The organism is Natrialba sp. SSL1, assembly GCF_001861355.1.
Taxonomy (GTDB): Archaea; Halobacteriota; Halobacteria; order Halobacteriales; family Natrialbaceae; genus Natrialba.
This window is the reverse complement of record NZ_MASN01000017.1, coordinates 45,798-61,418: the sequence shown is the minus strand read 5'-3', so window position 1 is coordinate 61,418 and position 15,621 is coordinate 45,798. Positions and strand designations below refer to the sequence as shown.

Annotated in this window: 11 protein-coding genes; 2 read left to right on the top strand and 9 right to left on the bottom strand. The window is 63.8% G+C overall.

Features of this window, described 5'->3' with window-relative positions:
* Positions 1–54: 54 nt before the first annotated feature.
* The 3 genes from BBD46_RS03850 to BBD46_RS03840 are packed head-to-tail and all read right to left on the bottom strand — an operon-like array spanning position 55 to position 7,158.
* The gene (locus BBD46_RS03850; RefSeq protein ID WP_253184501.1) at positions 55–3,621 is read right to left on the bottom strand and encodes an ATP-dependent helicase; all 3,567 of its coding nucleotides are present in this window, start codon (positions 3,619–3,621) and stop codon (positions 55–57) included.
* Entirely contained in the window at positions 3,614–4,624 is a 1,011-nt protein-coding gene (locus BBD46_RS03845; protein WP_071400443.1) for a hypothetical protein, read from the bottom strand. The genes BBD46_RS03850 and BBD46_RS03845 overlap by 8 nt, the downstream gene beginning before the upstream one ends.
* On the bottom strand, positions 4,621–7,158 hold the full coding sequence (locus BBD46_RS03840) for a hypothetical protein (RefSeq protein ID WP_071400442.1): 2,538 nt from the start codon (positions 7,156–7,158) through the stop codon (positions 4,621–4,623). The genes BBD46_RS03845 and BBD46_RS03840 overlap by 4 nt, the downstream gene beginning before the upstream one ends.
* Positions 7,159–7,579: 421 nt before the next feature.
* Between BBD46_RS03840 and BBD46_RS03835 the strand changes: the two genes are divergently transcribed.
* Entirely contained in the window at positions 7,580–8,230 is a 651-nt protein-coding gene (locus BBD46_RS03835) for a helix-turn-helix domain-containing protein (RefSeq protein ID WP_071400441.1), read from the top strand.
* A gap of 204 nt (positions 8,231–8,434) precedes the next feature.
* Positions 8,435–9,349: a ribonucleoside-diphosphate reductase gene (locus BBD46_RS03830; protein WP_071400440.1), complete on the top strand. Its 915-nt coding sequence runs from the start codon at positions 8,435–8,437 to the stop codon at positions 9,347–9,349.
* 318 nt (positions 9,350–9,667) lie between these two features.
* On the opposite strand, the gene BBD46_RS03825 is transcribed toward BBD46_RS03830, so the two are convergent.
* From BBD46_RS03825 to BBD46_RS03800, 6 genes are all read right to left on the bottom strand, one after another.
* The gene (locus tag BBD46_RS03825; RefSeq protein ID WP_004215463.1) at positions 9,668–9,814 is read right to left on the bottom strand and encodes a DUF1328 family protein; all 147 of its coding nucleotides are present in this window, start codon (positions 9,812–9,814) and stop codon (positions 9,668–9,670) included.
* Between the two features lie 310 nt (positions 9,815–10,124).
* Positions 10,125–10,529 (bottom strand): helix-turn-helix transcriptional regulator, encoded by a 405-nt coding sequence (locus BBD46_RS03820; RefSeq protein ID WP_071400439.1) that lies wholly within the window; start codon positions 10,527–10,529, stop codon positions 10,125–10,127.
* A 261-nt stretch (positions 10,530–10,790) separates the two neighbouring features.
* Positions 10,791–11,615, bottom strand: a complete 825-nt coding sequence (gene surE, locus BBD46_RS03815; protein WP_071400438.1) for a 5'/3'-nucleotidase SurE — start codon at positions 11,613–11,615, stop codon at positions 10,791–10,793.
* Positions 11,616–11,715: 100 nt separating this feature from the next.
* The gene (locus tag BBD46_RS03810; protein WP_071400437.1) at positions 11,716–13,311 is read right to left on the bottom strand and encodes a small ribosomal subunit Rsm22 family protein; all 1,596 of its coding nucleotides are present in this window, start codon (positions 13,309–13,311) and stop codon (positions 11,716–11,718) included.
* A complete protein-coding gene (locus BBD46_RS03805; RefSeq protein ID WP_071400436.1) occupies positions 13,308–14,207 on the bottom strand; it encodes a prephenate dehydrogenase/arogenate dehydrogenase family protein in 900 nt (299 codons plus the stop codon). The genes BBD46_RS03810 and BBD46_RS03805 overlap by 4 nt, the downstream gene beginning before the upstream one ends.
* 143 nt (positions 14,208–14,350) lie before the next feature.
* The gene (locus BBD46_RS03800) at positions 14,351–15,541 is read right to left on the bottom strand and encodes a M24 family metallopeptidase (protein WP_071400435.1); all 1,191 of its coding nucleotides are present in this window, start codon (positions 15,539–15,541) and stop codon (positions 14,351–14,353) included.
* Positions 15,542–15,621 lie beyond the last annotated feature (80 nt).

Here is a 15,621-nt window from a genome sequence, read left to right as displayed (position 1 = left end):
CCGACCGAACACGGACGGGGGAGTCCGCACGAACGAATGCACTCGGTCCGAAACTCACTGGCCATCGATCTGAAACGCATCCAGAGACGGTGACTCGTCTTCGCCCTCGGAACAGCCGAGCGATCGGTGCGGACAGAACTGACAGTGTGGTCCCGGCGTCGCGTTCGCGAACGACGAACCGTCCGCTGCCGACAGGTCCTCGAGTACCGACTCCCACAGCGTGGCCAGTTCGTCGACCGTGAACAGCTGGACTGCTGGTCCGGCGTCGCCGACGTAGACGTAGCCCGCGTGGCCGATCGGCTCGTCGAAGCGGTCCCGACAGGCACGGACGTAGAGCTCGAGTTGGTGGCTCGTCTCCAGGTCCTTCTGTGCCTGGCTCGTCTTGTAGTCGAGCACGACGAGGCCGCCGTCTGGGTGGCGGCGAACGCTGTCGACGTAGCCGGTCACGTCGCCCTCAATATCCGCGATGGCATCGCCGTCCAGATCTTCAATATCGTCGCCCTCGACGGCGATCGGCACCTCAGCCCCGACCGCCGGCCACTCCGGCACATCGGTCTCGAAGTAGCGATCGATGCACTCGAGTGCCGGCTCCAGTGCGGTCGTCAGGTCGCGGCTGCGGGCGACCCATTCACAGGCGTCGCGCCACTCGGCTTTGCTGTCGTAGCCGCGCCAGTAGGCGAGTTCGGCGACGTCGTGGAAGAGCGAACCCACGTCGGCTTGCGTCACTTCTGCTTCCCCGCCGGTAGCTGGAATCGGGTCGGGGAACGCATCCACCACGTGATCGAGGACGTGCTTTCGCTCGCAGTTGCGGACGGACTCGAGTGCGGTGTGGCTGTGCTGGCGGGCAAGTTCGACGTCGACGCTGGTACCGAGGGGGGCGTCGGCGAAGCGGGCGGTGTTCGGATTTGAAGCGCTGTCGCCATCAGCGAGCGTCCCGGCGACGACCCTGTCGGCGAACTCGAGTACCGTCTCGAGCGCTTCGTCGGTCGAGACCTCGGTCTGGTAGTACGTGATCGTCCCCGGGTCCTCGTCGACGCCGCGGTTGACGGCGTCCGTGTAGTCCCTGACGGCGTCGGGTGTGTCGGCCGAGATCTCGTCGTAGCTGTCCATGAGTGCGTTCCAGACGGGGAAGCGTGGCCCCTCGGCGGACCAGTGGATCGGCGTCTCGCTGCGCTCGCCGGGCAGGTGCTCGTCCAGCATGTCGGCACCGGGCCCTTGCTCCTCGACGTCGTTGCCGAAGAGGAACAGGTGCTCTTTCGCACGGGTGAGCGCGACGTGGAGGACGCGCCACTCCTCTGCGATCTGGTCGTCGCTGCAGTCGGCCCGCAGCGGATCGGCCAGCTCGCCCTGCACGTCGTCGACGAGCACGTCGTAGCGGTAGAGGTCTCGCTGGTAGTTCGCGAGGGTGATGTGGCCGAACTCGGATTCGGTGAGGAAGGGGAGCAGAACGGTATCGAAGTCGAGGCCCTTCGCCTGGTGGATCGTCATGACGTCGACGGCATTTTCGGACTGCGAACCGGGGCTGGTCGCCGTCTCGTCGTCGGCCGAGAGCAGGTGGGCCTGGCGCTCCAGGTAGTCGACGAACGCCGGTGTTAGTTCGGACTGGACGGGACTGTCGTTGAACGCCTCGATCAGCCGCTCGACGTTGGCGAGGGCGTCCCGGTCGTGTTCCCGGAGGAACCAGTCGATGCGCGTCTCGCGCTTGAAATGCCGGTAGAGCTCGGAGATCGAGTGGGTGTCCGAGACCGACTGAAGCGTGTCGTAGTCCGTGAGCGCCTCGCGAACGCGGTCGGGACAGCGAAGTTCGGCGGCCGGCTCTGCGAGCGCGTCGTACCCCGCCGGAACGGTCTCGCCGGCTCGCAGCAACGTATCCACATCGACCTCGGGGACGCGATAGAGATGCAAGAGGACGCGCTGCCAGCTCACATCGTCGCCGGGTTCCACGAGGACCCGGAAGTACGACAGCACCGTCCGCACGCCGTGGCCGAGTTCGCCAGAGGCGTCACTCGAGAGGGTGTAGGGAATGCTGTCGCGATCCAGCTGAGCCGCGATATCGCGGGCGTTCTGGTTCTGGCGGACGAGTACCGCGATGTCCTCGAGTTTGCGCTCTGGAACGTCCTCGAACCGACCCGTGAGGAGGTGTGAAATTGTCGTGCTCACCTGCGCCGGCGTGCGCTCGCCCTCGCTGTCGACTGTGACGACGCTGGGCGGGTTCGGCTCCTTGTACGCCTCGATCTCGTCCTTGTCGGGATCGAGATTCGTCGCCAGATCGAGAATCGGCTGGCGCGACCGGAAGTTCAGGTCCAGGCCGATCTCCTCGAACGACTCGGGCAGTTTCGACATGTTCTCGGGATCCTGCCCGCGCCACTCGTGGATGGCCTGATCGCTGTCGCCGACGACCATGATATCGAGGCCGTCGCGCAGTTCCTCGACCAACTCGAGTTGAGACTCGTCCGTGTCCTGAAACTCGTCGCAGTAGACGGCGTCCCACTCGGCGAGGATATCGTCACGGACGCGCTCGTCGCGAAGCAAGTCGACGGTCCGGTGGATCAGTTCGTCGTAGTCGAAGGCGTTGCGCTCCTCGAGCGCCTCGAGATAGGCCTCGTACGCGCCGACGAACGCTCGTGCCCGCCGGAGCATGTGAACGTAGTTCGACAGCCGCCCCATCGGCGTCTGCGTGATCGAGGTCAGTGGCCCCCGCTCGCCCTCGAACATCGCCTCGGGGAGCCGAAACGCCTGCCACTCGAGTTCGGATTCAGTTCGGAGGTGGTCGGCCATGTTCTCGGCTGTTTCGGCCATCGCCTCGAGGTGGGCGCTAACGGCCGAGTGAACCCGACCGCCGCCGTCGAACTGGCTGGCTTTCGCGCGGTAGACTCGCGGCAGGCGGTCACAGCGGTCGGCGAGGTCGTCCGCGTTCCCGAAGAGGTCGTTCGCGTCGACGTTGATGACCTGATGGGCCATCTCCTCGAGGTCGGTAACGAGGCCGAGCAGGTCTCGCAGGTCCTCGTCGCTGGGGAGATACGAGCGGATATCGGCGGGAGAGACGGCTTCGCGGCGCATCGCCTCGATGAACGAGGTGAGCGCGGAGAGCGTCTGGTCGCTCGTGCCGCCGGCGGAGGGCGAGCCGGCTGCGACGAACGAGAAGTCGACCTCCTCGTAGACGGACTCGATCAGTTGCGGACGGTCTTCCTCGGTGACGAGGTCAAACTCGGGCGAGACGCCGACGTGGTAGGCGTACTCGGTCAGAAGCTTCGAGCTGAACGAGTGGTAGGTGTAGACGTCGATATCGAAGGCGACCTGCGGACCGAGCGCCTCGCGGAGTTTCTCCTGAATCGTGTGGGCGGCTTCGTTCGCGAAGGTGAGCACCAGCAGCCGGTTGGGCGCAACGTCGCGCTCCTCGATTTCGGCCTGCAGGCGCTTGACCATCGTCGTCGTCTTGCCGGAGCCGGCGACGGCCTCGACGGTGTGTGCGCCGCCGGTCGCGTCGATGACGGCCGGCTGGTTGCCCTTCGGCTCGAGAGCTGCGGCGTCGGGTTCGGCGTCCGTCTCACTGGTCGGTGCGACAGCGTCCGCGGTATCAGTCGTTGTCTCACGCTCACTCATTGTCTCACGCTCAGTCATCGATCTCACCTCGCCCACCACGCTCACCGCGAGTCGGTTCCCGGTCGATAAACGCGAGTTCGGCACCCATCCGATCGGGACAGGCGTCCCGATAGGCGCAGTACTGGCAGGCTGAGTCGATGATCTTCTCGAACCGCCACGCCCGCGGGTCGGTTTTCCCGTCGACAATCGCTGCGGCTCGCTCCTCGATCAGGTCCACGAGGTCCCGCGTCTCCTCCTCGAATGCGTCCTCGAAGTGCCGTTGCTCCACGTCGACGCGCACGCCCGACTCGGACTCGTAGGCCGGCCGACTCTCAGCCAGCGGCGCGACGTAGGCGAAGTCACAGGGCAGATCGAAGCCGTACTCGGCCTTCAGCCCCCGAATCGCAACACCCGCCCTGACGAAACTGCCGATCTGGCGCGGATAGTACGACTGGCCGTCCACGAACTCCCGGACGTGCGTGTCAGACCAGCTTACCTGCAAGACGCCGTGTAGCGTCGGGACGTACCTGATGCCGAGATAGCCCCTGTCGCGCTCGACCACGGCGTCGACGGTCGCCTCGTATCGGACGTCGTCGCGCTCGTAGCTGACCACGGTGTCCGCCTCGACCAGCCGCTCGGCATGCTCGTGCCCGCCGTTCTCGAAGTACGCCTCCACCGCAGCCGCCAACGCGTCCGCATCGTACTGCTCCTGTGCGTCTGCGATGTAGGGCTGCCGGTCACCAGCGCTGGCCTGTCGCCACTCGTGATCGAGCCACTCGAGTGCAGCCTCGACACGCTCCTCGTCTGCATTCGCCTCCGAGCGGAGTCCGGCGATAATCGACCGCCGGAGCAGTTGCCGACGGCGGTCGCGAACCCGGTCAGTGCTCGTCTCGCGCGCCGAGAGCGGGCGTTCGAACGCGAACTCGTACTGGCGCGGGCAGACGAGGTGTGTCGCGAGCGCGTCGGCGGTGACGACGGTTTGATCCGCTTGCGCAGCCGACTCGTCGTCTGCCTCACTTTCAACAGACGATGATGGCGTCATCGCGTCTCACCTCCGCCGTTTCCGCCCAGTCTGTCGTCATCTTCCCGTCCATCGTCATCTACTCGCCTCCTACCGTCACTCTCACCGTTCTCACCACACTTACCGCTCTCACTACTACCGCCACTACCACCGCTCTCACCACTCTCCGGTCGAATCGCCCCTCTCGCCAGGTCGAACTGCGTCTCGACCGCCCGCTCGAACCGCGAGTCCACATTATCGCTGTCCTCGAGTACCCGCTGGATCGCAGCCAGCGTTTCTTCGGTGGACTCGAGTGCGACCTCGCCGCCGGTGCTGGCTTCGGCCTGGACCGTTTCGAGGGCGTTCCAGGGCTGAGACAGGATTTCGGCGGAGGCGCTGCCGAGGGTGTAGAGGTCGCGATCAGGAACGTCCGCTCCGTCGAGGTCAGCGAGCGAGAGCGCGGGATGTGGGTGTTCGTCGATCGCGTGCAGATACCGTGATCGGTGTTGCAGGCGGCCAACCGAGCCGTCCGTCTGGCGGTAGGTACAGAAATAGAGGTGCTCCTCGGCGGCGCGGGTACCGATCGCGAGCTGGCGGCGCGTCCGTTCGGCGTGATAGCGTTCGAACGCGTTGTCGGTGATCTCGTCGACGTTGACGGTGGCGTACGTCTCCGCGACGGCCTCCGGACTCGGATTCGTGACGGCCGGGTAGCCGTCCATCCGTTTGATCCAGGCGGTCGGAAAGAGCGGGGAGAGGGGTTCGCTCCCCGGATATTCGCCATCGACGACGTTAAGCAGGAAGACGGCGCGCCGGCTATCGTGTTTTACGAGCCCCACATCGCCAACGGTGACGCCGCCTTCGGGGACGGCGACCTCGGCCGTATGAGCGTATGGCGCGTCGTAGGTGATCGCCCGCTCGAGCATGGTGACGAACTGGATCCAGTCGCCCGCGAGGATGTCCTGCTCGTCGACGAATTCGGCGATCGAGAGGAGCCGGGAGACATTTCGAAACTGTTCTCTGGCATCGATCGGGTCGGCGTCCTCGGCGATTCGACGCTTGAGGTCCGTCGTGACGATCCAGCGCTTCAGACTCTTCGAAACCGAGTTCCTGACGACACAGCGCTGCACGAGATCCTCGGTGAGGTCCGGCACCCGCGCCGCGAGCAGGTCGTAGGCCCGCTCGCGGTCGTCGATGTGGTACTGGGCGAGTGCGTGTAGTTCCCGGACGGCGAGATCCTGCTCGAGGCCATTGACGCTGGCGGAGGCCGTCGGCACCCCGGCGTGCTGGAGCACCCTTCGAACGCGCGGCGCAGGGTTCCCGATAGAGCGGAGCAGGACGGCCACGTCCTCGTATTCGAGGCCCTGCTCCTGTCGAAGATACTCGATCTCGTTCGCGACGGTCTCGACTTGCTGATCGAGCGTGGGTTCGCTGATTACGCGCGCAGCGGTGGTCGAATCGTGACTCTCCGTTTCTGCAGACTCGCCGTTCTCTCCCCGGCGAGTCGGCCGTCCGGTCGCGAGAAACGCGCCGAACGGTTGACCGACTCGTCCCGGTTCGGACACCGTGGTCGGCTGTGCTACTGCCGTTCCGCCATCCGAGGCAACACCGGGTATCGCGTCGGTTTCTCCCTTCTTCGCGCCGTCAGCGGTGTGATCGACGATCTCGAGTTCGTCCGCAAATCGCCGAACCGATCCCGCCTCGGTCTTCGTCCGCTCGATACTCGCGTGCTCCTCGGCGACGCAGATCAGGTCGACGTTCCGCGTGAGTGCGCGCAGATATTCTCGGTCGAGGTCGCCACACTCCTCGTACTCGACGACGAGCACGGCGTCGAACTCGCGCTCGATCCGTTCGCGAATCGCCTCTCGCTCGAGTGCCGCGATCGCGCGTTCGATCGTCTGGGCCTGCTCCGCCAGATCGCGCTCGGCGAGGTGGTCGTGGAAGGAAGCGTTGACGTCGGCCAGTTCCCGGAGGTAGTCGTCGTAGTCGTGACCGGCGTCGTCCGTGCCCGTCGTGTCGGCGCCGTCACTCTTGCTGCTTCCAGCACTCTCGGTGTCCACAGATCCATCGACATCCAGATTCGCATTTGCATCTGCATCTGCATCTACATCCACATCCACACCGAACCCACCGTTCCACGTCGCATCCAACAACAACTGCCCCACGTCCCGACCGAACGAATCGTGCTCGCTCGCCCGCTCGAAGTACGACGACCAGTCGTAGCCGTCGAGCACCCGCGCGAGAAATTCGATCCGCTCCTCGTAGGACAACCGCGTCAACTCCGGCTCTGCTTCCTCTACGACCGCCGTCGCGTGCCGAGGCAAGGACTTCACGTTCGGTCGCCCTTCGAGTCCGACTTCCTCGCGCAACGACGCCGCAAACTCGTCGATCGCCGTCGGCAACCGCTTGAGCACCAGGACGTTCCGCGGGTCGCCATCTACTGGTTCGTGCTTGAGGGTACTCGAGTAGATTTCTGCGACACGCGCGGCGAGCGAGCCGCCGCCGAAGGGAAGGATGTGAAGCGTGCCGGTGAGGGGAGGGGCTGCTGTGTCTGAAGCGGGTGGTTGAGACTGAGACATGTGGGGACGAAATCGTATTCGTCCGGACGGTCGGCTGGCGGGTACTTATTGATTCGGGAGAGCGTTGCGGCGGACTGAAACTCGTGTTCGTCTATCGGAGTTGCGGCTAATACAGGCTATGACGTCTGTGGATCCGAAGCAGCCGTTAGGGGGATGATTCAGTACGCAACCGCCGACCATCTTGGGGGCACTTGTAAACTGTGTCGACCGTACATCCGGAACATGCGACAAGCCATACGCCCCTCATCCACCGACCACCAGGGGTGAAGGCGACACTTAGTCGACATTCGCAGCAATGGCAACTAAACCAGGAGGGATCATTTAAAGATACAAAACTTAGGTATTGCATGTCGCTCCGCTCGCGTACAGTTAGATGGGACGGTTACAACCCGTACAACAAACGTGTGTACTAATACCGATAATGAGACAAATCACGCTGCTGCTCGATGCTGGTGAACAGGGGTTCCATCCAGCGGATATTGCCCTCCGTGAGGAACCATCCGTTACTCGCAAACAGATACACTACCTCAACGTCCTCGACGGCGATACGCTCGTTACGCTTTACGAGGTACAAGGAGACCTTGAGAGGGCTATCGAGATACTCGAGGACAGGTCGGACGTATTCAATGTAGACCTCGCGGGAGATAGAGACGGTTTCATTTTTGCCCATCTAGAGGCTGCAGAACCGGACCTGGTGCTAACCAAGATCCTCGACCAGAAGGAGATACTGATAGAGTATCCAATAGTATATACGAAACAGGGAGTAGAAGTCAAAATTGCCGGGACTAGCGAGGCGATTCAGGAGGCGGCGTCGGAGGTATCTGATAGTGTTCGCACCGAACTAGTGAACCGAGGGGAGTTCCGACCCACTATCGAACAACTCCAGGAGACGCTAACCAGACGGCAGCAAGAGGTTCTAGAACTCGCTGTCACGATGGGGTATTTTGAGTTCCCTCGTGAGACGAACTATGAGGAGGTCGCGGAAGAGTTGGGTGTGAATCAGTCTACAGTCGCCGAGCATATCCAGCGGATAGAGGCCAAGATACTCACCCATTTCGTCCCTCAATTGTGAATCCAACAGGACGACCCTGCGTACGTATTCGTTCGCAGCGAAAACCTCCTGAAGACCTACTGATCTCTGTAGGTCTCAGAAGGCAATGATGCCTACCGAAGATACGACCGCTATATAAACCCACACAAGATGTTCGCCGACAGTGGTGAGCTCTGAGCGTCTCAAGTAGTGACCGTGACGCAAATCAGAGACACGAGCCGCGAGATGCGCATCGACCCTGACTCGTTTGCAGGCGGGTACTTTGAAAACGCAGTGTATCGCCACTGGGACCCCTACGAGGATGTCCCCCAGGACGACCTCGAAGCCGACCGGGAACGGCTCGTCGCGGACGAACCGACTGCGGCGGAGTTCGACGAGTTCCGTGAGTTCATCGCCCAGTTCGGAGCGGGCGAGGAGGCCGTGACCGAGGATCTCGCGCCCCTCATGATTGCGCTGGACGACATCAACGACCAGATGTTCGTCTCGAGCCAGATCTACGAGGAAGCCAAACACACCCAGTTCTTTGACCGGTACTGGCGCGAGGTGGTCAATCCCGCTGCCGAGACGCTCGGCCACGAAGTGACGGCTCCGACCGACCAGCGTTACTTCAACGAGGACTACGTCGCCATCTTCGATGCGACCGAGGAAGCGATGGAGCAGCTGCTGACCGACGACTCCCCGGAGCAAATGGCGCGCGCCATCAGCCACTACCACCTCACCATCGAGAGCGTGGTCGCCCAAACAGGGTACTTCGCGTTCCAGAGTATCTTCAGTGACAGCGGCCGCGACGACGTGGCCCGCCGCGAGTGGCCGGAACTGCCTGGTCTCATCGACGGTATCAACTACGTCCGCAGCGACGAGGGCCGCCACGTTGGCTGGGGAATGCAGAAGGTGCGCTCGCTTATTCAAGACGCTGGCGTCGAACCCCAGGTCGTCCGGGACACCCTGCAGGGGCTGATGCCCCGCGTCGTAGGCGCTAGCGCGACCGACTCGGAAATCTCTCGTACCGAGCCGATCGCCGAGTTCTCCAGAGATAAACTGACGCGGCGCGTCGAGATTATCACCGACCAGGACGCCACACTTCCCACGATAGAGGAACTCACTCGAGTCGAAGGTGGTGAGAGCGCCGCTGGCCACTAAGCGATCCCTACATCCAGATGACGTTGCCGGCAACCGCACAGGACGTCTCCATCACCCTCACCACTGGCGACTGCCACGGCGGCATGTCCACGAGGGAACCGTGCCCGTGCAGCCAGGTTTCAACGACACCCATGCAAGTAGCCGCTTGCAGATCACAGCGTAGCACTGAAACGACCAGTCTCAACTACTGGATGGAGCGTTTAATATCGCGGCTATCGATTTACCACTGCTCCTCACTGGTCTCGCAAGTCTCTTGCGGAACTTGACGATAGCAGTTGCGATGGGGCTGTGCGGACACGGTAGCGCGGGTGGTGCCGGTCAGAGCAGCAACGACACGACGGCCAGCACCAGAAACAGCAACACGAGCCACTTCGCGATCGACATCGTCAGTCCGGCGACACCACCTGCGCCGAGTGCGCCGGCGATGATTGCGATCACGAAGAACAGGAGTGCAAGTTCTAGCATGGATAGAAACATGCCCGAGACGTGGATATGAATTCGGCATGCATACGCCGAATTCCTGCATAACACCCCTACTCAGGCTCCGAACCACGTTCTCTTGCGTACTGAGGGGTACTCGAGAGGAACTCTCCCGAGTGGCTGACTCTCTAAAGAGGAAACCAGAGCGGCACAGGTCTACTCGAGATGGTACCGGGCGGCATCAGCCAACATTCAGAAGATAGAAGCAATCGTTTGCAAACGAGTAACACTGCGCCGCGTGTATCGTTCGCCCGTTGCGTGATTCAGAGCGTTCAGCACGGTGGTTGCTGCCGACCTACTCTCCGAGGTGCGATCGATACCCCTTCGGCTCGAAGCCGCGCCGGCAGATGACGCGCTTTCGGCCGACCGTGATCGCGCTGATCTGGTCGTCGTCCTCCATGCGATCGATCACCGACTCGAGTCGGTCGGCGGACCAGCCGGTTTCCTCGCGGACGGTCGACTCGTCGACGCGCCCGCCGCGTTTGACGAGGAGTCGAAGCACTTTGTCCTCGTCAGGCAGATCGTGTTCGTCGACGCCGTACTCGATCTCTTCGGCGTAACTGAGTGTCTCGTTGTCGCGTTCGTCCGCCGATTCGTCGGTCGCAGTCGATGTCGATGTGGACTCGCGTGCGTCGCTCTCGTCTGTCGAGTCCCCCTGCCAGAGAGACGAGAAGCGAGCCCAGAGTGTACTGAATACCATTGTCGATCACCCATTTCGTAGGTTTCGGAGCTGCGTGTCGCGCACCGTTGTCGGTACTCTCTTCTTCTGTCCTATCGGTTATATATCTGTGCTCTGCCCGAGCAACGCGGCTGTCTGTCGGCCGCGTGTAGCGTCCGGTGGTTTTCGCCGCCGCGGTGGTCGAACACCGACGCCACCCCCACGATAAGTACGATACCTGATACAATTGTGTACGACGACCGTGAGAGTCGCGTTCAGACGGAAGTCGTCGGGCAAACCCCGTTAGTCACCAGCCGTCGCAACGCGGTCGTGATAGGTTTCGGCGAGGTCGGTGAGCACCTCGTGGTGGTTCGTCGAGTGGGGCGCAGTGAGTGGCGAGATGCTGATACGGCCTTCGGCAACCGTTCGACGGTCGGTTCCGTCAGGGTCCGGAATCGTCTCTGGGTCCATGGACTCCCAGACGCGGTCGTAGAGGGTGACCTGGTCACCGTCCGATTTGGCGTCCATCTCGTAGCGCTTCGAGGGGTGTGTGATCTCGATCGGCGCGGGGCCGTCGTTTGTGTCCGCCATCGGGACGTTGACGTTGAGATACGCCGCGTGCTCGAATGCGCCGGCGTCGAGAGCGTGTTCGGCGAGATAGGTCGTCACGCGCTGGGCTTCGCGGAAGTCGTCGACCGTGAGTTCGATTTCGCCGAGCGGCACGTCGTCGACTGGGACGTACATCGAGGTCGCGATCGCCGGAACGTCGAAGAACGCGGCCTCGACGGCGGCGCTGATCGTTCCCGAGCGGCCGAGGACGTACTCGCCGAGATTCGCACCGCGGTTGCAACCCGCAACGACGAGGTCCGGGTCGGGGCCGAGTTCTGCGAGACCGGCGACGACGCAGTCCGCAGGAGTTCCCTCGACGGCATAGCCGAGTTCGTGGTCGACGAGTCCGATCTCGCCGTTGTGAGAGAGTGAGCGGCCACAGGCGCTCTGGTCGCTCGCGGGGGCGACGACGGTGACGTTTGCGTTCACGTGGTCGACGAGCGCGTCGTGAATCGCGCGGATTCCGACGCTGTCGATCCCGTCGTCGTTGGTCAGCAGGATCTCGAGGGAGTCGCTCATATCGGTTGGCTTGGGGTCCGACGCGAAAAGCACTCTGGTTTCGGAGATCTACTCGATCGATCTGGAGACAACCCCCAAACCGCCTGCGTACGGGGAGAACTCAGCCGATTCGGTCGACGATCGTTTCCTCGTCGACCACCAGATTGTACGCCTCCTCGTCGTCGTTCCAGAGCGCAAGAATCTGCTCGAACGAACAGACCTCGCCGTACTCGGCCTCGAGTAGGGGTCGGTTGAGCGAGGTCTCCTTCGTGAGGACGGCGTAGTGGTCGATCGCCTCGCTGCCGTCGCTGATCTTGAACAGCGGGTTCGACGAGTCGCCGTACTCGGCGTCGTCGTCCGAACTCAGCGAGTGGCTCAGCTTCGCCGCGACGAGGTCGATCCGGTTCGGAACGTGGCGCTCCATATCGGCCATCTTCGCCCAGTCACCGTCGTCGAGTTCGAGGTCGATCCGCCGAGTGCCGTCCAGACGCAACAGCGAGTGTGAGAACTGCACGTCGACGTTGACGAACTCGCCGGGCGCGTGCTCCTCGTCGTCTTCGGGCGTCGCCTCGTCGAGTTGGCGCTGGAACTCGGGGACGTCGAGATCGGGACGAACGTCGAACGACCAGCCGCGATCCGTGGGTCGCTCGTCGGGCCAGAGGCGGACGGTCGGGCCGTAGACGGTGACGAGCCCGCGACGGTCGTCTCTGTCGCTGGCGGTTGCACTGGTATCGTCGTCATCACCGTTATCGCCACCGTCAACGTCGCCGTCGCCGTCACCCCCAGCCGACCCTCCCGGGAACTCGCTCGCGTCTCGAATCCGCTCGTCCTCGAGTGTTCGCTCGAGTTCGCGCAGACCGACGCTCGTGTTCTTATCGGCGGGCTCCATCGCGAGGAGAGTCCCATCGTCGGCGAGCGCGTCGAGCAGCGAGCGAGCGACGGCCGTGGGATTTGCGAGTTCGTTGAGGACGTTGCAAGCGAGGATGAGGTCGAACGGTTCATCGTCACCCTGCGCAGTAGTGCTGAGCGCTGCCGGTTCCACGTCCTCGATCGCTTCGCGGTGAATCGTCGCATGGATGTTCTGCCCCGTCTCCGCGAGCAGGGACTCGAGTACATCGGCGGCGGCGCTCGGTTCGACGGCGTGGTACTCGACGAGCGCGTCGTCGGGCAGGTAGTCGCAGAGCCCGAGCGCGGGGCCCCCGACGCCTGCGCCGACATCGAGGACGCGGATCGTCCGGTCGAGCAGCCTGCGCTCGGCCAGGTCGTCGAGCGCGTACTGGATCGCGGCGTAGTAGCCCGGCAGGTGGTAGATCGCGTAGCCCGACGCCACGTCCTCGTCGTACGTCACCACCCGACGCTCGAGGTACTGGGCTTTGAACCGGCGGATCGTCGACCGGAGGAGGTCGCCGACGCTGTCGGTGTGCCAGTTCACGCCGTAGCGCTCGACGAGGAGGTCCTCGAGTGCCTGCGCGTAGCGGTCGGGGAACGTCTGGACTGGTCCCCGATTCGGGGGAACCGGCTCGTCAGAGACGGGGACAAACGTGCCGTCGTCGCGCTCGATCAGTCCGAGATCCAGCGCCTCCTCGCGGAGATGCTGGCGAACGACGGCCGGATGTGGTGTGCCGGTGACGTACTCGGAAATCTCGTCGGGATCGATCGGCCGGACGTTGCGTAGGTACTTCGCGTTCGATCGGATGGCTTCTCGTTGGTCGGTCATTGGTCTGCTCCCTCTGCGGGCTGGTCGGCAGTCGTCGGGCTGCTGGTCGCGGTCTCGGTTTCGGTTTCGGTCTCGCTGTCGTCGTGCCACCGTGCCCCCGCTTCCTGGTAGAGGGACTCGAGTTCGGCCGGGTCGGCGTCGGCAATCGTGCGTGCGGCGTCGGCGATCGCCTCGGCGCCGTCGAAGGTGGACTGAATATCGGCGTAGACACGGGGTGTGCCGCCGGTCATCTGTTCGGCGAGCGTTTGTAGTTGCTCGTAGATCGGAGTTTCAAAGCCGTCGGGAACGGAGTCTGCCGCGAGGGCGAACGAGAGCACGGTTGCGTGGGTCATCGCCTGGACGGTTTCCATGGCGTCGTCGTGCTCCGCCGCCGTCGTGTCGACGAGGTCGTTCCCGCGGGCGGCGAGCGCCGCGAGCAGGTCGTCGGTGACCGGTCCTCCGACGTCGCGAACGACGGCGATCGAGCCCGGGGCGCGCTCGGGGGCGAACAGCGGGTGGAGGCTCACGCGCTCGCGGTCGGGTGCGTGTTCGCGCATCGCTGCGAGTGGCGGGGCCATGACCCCGGAGACGTCGATGACGGCGTGATCGGCCCGCGAGGCCTGCTCGGCGATTGCCTCGGTGACGTGGGCCATCGGGACCGCGAGGCAGACGGCGTCGTAGGTGTCCTGTTCATCCTGTGTGTGCTTGTCCCCGACCCCGTCCTCGACGTTGCCGTCACCGTTGTCGCCATCGCGGCCGCTGTTACCGTCGAGCGTCGTTACGGAACCGCCGGTCGTCTCCGCCGCTGCGGCCGCCGCCTCCCGGTCGACATCGGCGTAGGTGATCGTCGCGTCGCTCCCGATGGCGGTCCCAAACCAGATCCCCATCGAGCCAGCGCCGACGATCAAGACGTTCATCGGTGGCTCCTACCGTCTGCCGTTGCAAAAGCCGTTCGATCGATCAGTTCGCGTGAGCGTCACGTGCGCCGGCAAATCTGCTCTAACCGCCGCCCCCGCCCTACCCACCGCCACCGTCACCGCCGTTCGCCGTCCGCCAGCGACTACTCGGCGACCGGCTCGAGTCCAACCCGATACTCCGTCAGGTTCTCGTAGCCGTCCTCGGTAACGACGACGAGGTCCTCGATACGGACGCCACCGACGGCAGGGTCGTAGATGCCCGGCTCGATCGAAATGACGTGCCCCGGCTCGAGTTCCCCGCCGCTCGGGGAGACGCGCGGTTCCTCGTGGATGTCCAGCCCGACGCCATGGCCGGTGCTGTGAATGAATCCGGTTTCGGCGTTCGGATCACTGCGAAGCGTCTCGTAGCCCGCGTCCTCGATCACGTCACAGACCACATCGTGGACAGCCTCGCCGGTAACACCTGGCTCGACCGCCTCGAGTCCGGCCTCGTAGGCTTCTTGGGTAACCTCGTAGCGTCGCACCATTTCCTCGCTCGGCTCGCCGCGAACGAACGTACGGGTCATGTCGCCGAAGTAGCCCGTCTCCTTGTCCCGCGGGAAGATGTCGATCACGATGAGATCGTTTGCCGTGAGCTGGCCGCTACCGCGGTCGTGGGGATCCGCACCATCCGCGGCGCAGGCGACGATGGTCTCGTCGAGCCCGCAGCCGTGGCGCAGCAGTGTCACCTCGATCTCCTCTGTGACGCGTTCGCTAGTGAGCGGCGTGCCGTCCAGAACGAGTCCGCCCTCGTCGTCGATCTCCGCGCTCGCGATAAGTCGCTCCGCGGTTTCCATCGCGGCCTCGTTCGCCTGCTGGGTCGCCCGAATCTGGTTGACCTCCCAGGGCGTCTTCGTCGCACGAATCTCCTCGACGATGCCCTCGCTCTCGACCGTCACGGTCAGTCCCTGCTCGCGCAGGCCGTCCGCGGTCCCGGTCGGGAACGAGCGCGGAACCGCGACGGACTCGACGTCGTGGTCCGCCAGAAACGCCGCGAGTGTGTGCAGTTTTCCGCCGTACGGGCCGTGCTCGGCGCGGTGCTCGTGGTAGTCGTACGCCGACAGCCGGGACACCGAGTCCGCAGCGGCTTCCGACTCCGCGCGGCCGTACTCGAGTCCCGATACCAGCAGGTGGACGCCGTCCTGGGTGACCAGCGTCTGGTAGGGATCCGGCGCGGTGAAGCCGGAGACGTAGCGCTGGTCCGAATCGGACGCGTCGGCGTCGATGAGGTAGCCGTCCAGGTCGTCGGTCTCGAGTGCCGTCCGCAGCGGGGTGAGGTCGACGGGGTCGTTCATACGTTCTCGTGTGACCGGCCCGTACATAATGGCGAGGGTCTCGGCCGGGGTCGCCGCTGCCTGGCGGTCCCCCAATATAT

Excerpts from the sequence above, each read along its gene's own strand:
- BBD46_RS03850 (WP_253184501.1), bottom strand. The coding sequence starts at position 3,621 with ATGACTGAGCGTGAGACAATGAGTGAGCGTGAGACAACGACTGATACC.
- BBD46_RS03845 (WP_071400443.1), bottom strand. The coding sequence starts at position 4,624 with ATGACGCCATCATCGTCTGTTGAAAGTGAGGCAGACGACGAGTCGGCT.
- BBD46_RS03840 (WP_071400442.1), bottom strand. The coding sequence starts at position 7,158 with ATGTCTCAGTCTCAACCACCCGCTTCAGACACAGCAGCCCCTCCCCTC.
- BBD46_RS03835 (WP_071400441.1), top strand. The coding sequence starts at position 7,580 with ATGAGACAAATCACGCTGCTGCTCGATGCTGGTGAACAGGGGTTCCAT.
- BBD46_RS03830 (WP_071400440.1), top strand. The coding sequence starts at position 8,435 with ATGCGCATCGACCCTGACTCGTTTGCAGGCGGGTACTTTGAAAACGCA.
- BBD46_RS03825 (WP_004215463.1), bottom strand. The coding sequence starts at position 9,814 with ATGCTAGAACTTGCACTCCTGTTCTTCGTGATCGCAATCATCGCCGGC.
- BBD46_RS03820 (WP_071400439.1), bottom strand. The coding sequence starts at position 10,529 with ATGGTATTCAGTACACTCTGGGCTCGCTTCTCGTCTCTCTGGCAGGGG.
- surE (WP_071400438.1), bottom strand. The coding sequence starts at position 11,615 with ATGAGCGACTCCCTCGAGATCCTGCTGACCAACGACGACGGGATCGAC.
- BBD46_RS03810 (WP_071400437.1), bottom strand. The coding sequence starts at position 13,311 with ATGACCGACCAACGAGAAGCCATCCGATCGAACGCGAAGTACCTACGC.
- BBD46_RS03805 (WP_071400436.1), bottom strand. The coding sequence starts at position 14,207 with ATGAACGTCTTGATCGTCGGCGCTGGCTCGATGGGGATCTGGTTTGGG.
- BBD46_RS03800 (WP_071400435.1), bottom strand. The coding sequence starts at position 15,541 with ATGAACGACCCCGTCGACCTCACCCCGCTGCGGACGGCACTCGAGACC.